We start from the raw sequence: 557 nt of genomic DNA, 5'->3' as shown, positions 1-557 counted from the left end.
ATCATATGTAGGAACTGTTTTCATATTATGTTTTTCAATGAAATTTCTACATTGTCCTAATGCTTGAGGATGAGAGTACACAGTATCAATTTCATCTAACATTCCATTTCCAATCAAACAATGTTCAATTCTATGATAAATTTCACCTATAGCATTAAGTGGTGTTGAATACAGCAAATCATAACTTTCTCCTACACTACCTTCCAATGAGTTTTCTACAGGCAAAACAGAATACTCTGTTTTGCCTACTGTAGTATTCTCTAAAACCTCTGCAAAAGTTGGTAGTGGAACAGTTTGAATATCTGAATTAAAAAATGCTCTTGCTGCTGCTTCACTATATGCTCCTCGTTCACCTTGGAACGAAACACGTGTCATTTTACTCTCTCAGCTTTACGAAATCAGTGTTACCGTAATTTGTTGAAAGTTTTCTCTCATCAATCCACGCACATTCTGTACATTTTATGGCATCACGCATTTGAACTACTTTTCCTCCGCATTTTCTACATTTTGTAAATAATACCCCCAAATGTGGTTCTTCTATAGACGCATGAATTGTT

At 34.8% G+C, this 557-nt stretch carries 1 protein-coding gene and 1 pseudogene; both read right to left on the bottom strand.

Going from position 1 to position 557, the window contains the following annotated elements; genetic code table 11:
- Positions 1 to 375 (bottom strand): prephenate dehydratase (locus tag BG20_RS01955; RefSeq protein ID WP_010190151.1); only part of this gene is annotated, 375 nt, incomplete at its 3' end.
- A 1-nt stretch (position 376) separates the two neighbouring features.
- Positions 377 to 557 (bottom strand): annotated as a pseudogene (locus BG20_RS12990) (exosome complex RNA-binding protein Csl4); the annotation flags it as partial.

Origin of the sequence: Candidatus Nitrosarchaeum limnium BG20, from assembly GCF_000241145.1 — an archaeon.
GTDB classification, from domain to species: Archaea; Thermoproteota; Nitrososphaeria; order Nitrososphaerales; family Nitrosopumilaceae; genus Nitrosarchaeum; species Nitrosarchaeum limnae.
The sequence above is the reverse complement of the archived record's forward strand: the minus strand, read 5'-3'. Positions and strand labels throughout refer to the sequence as shown.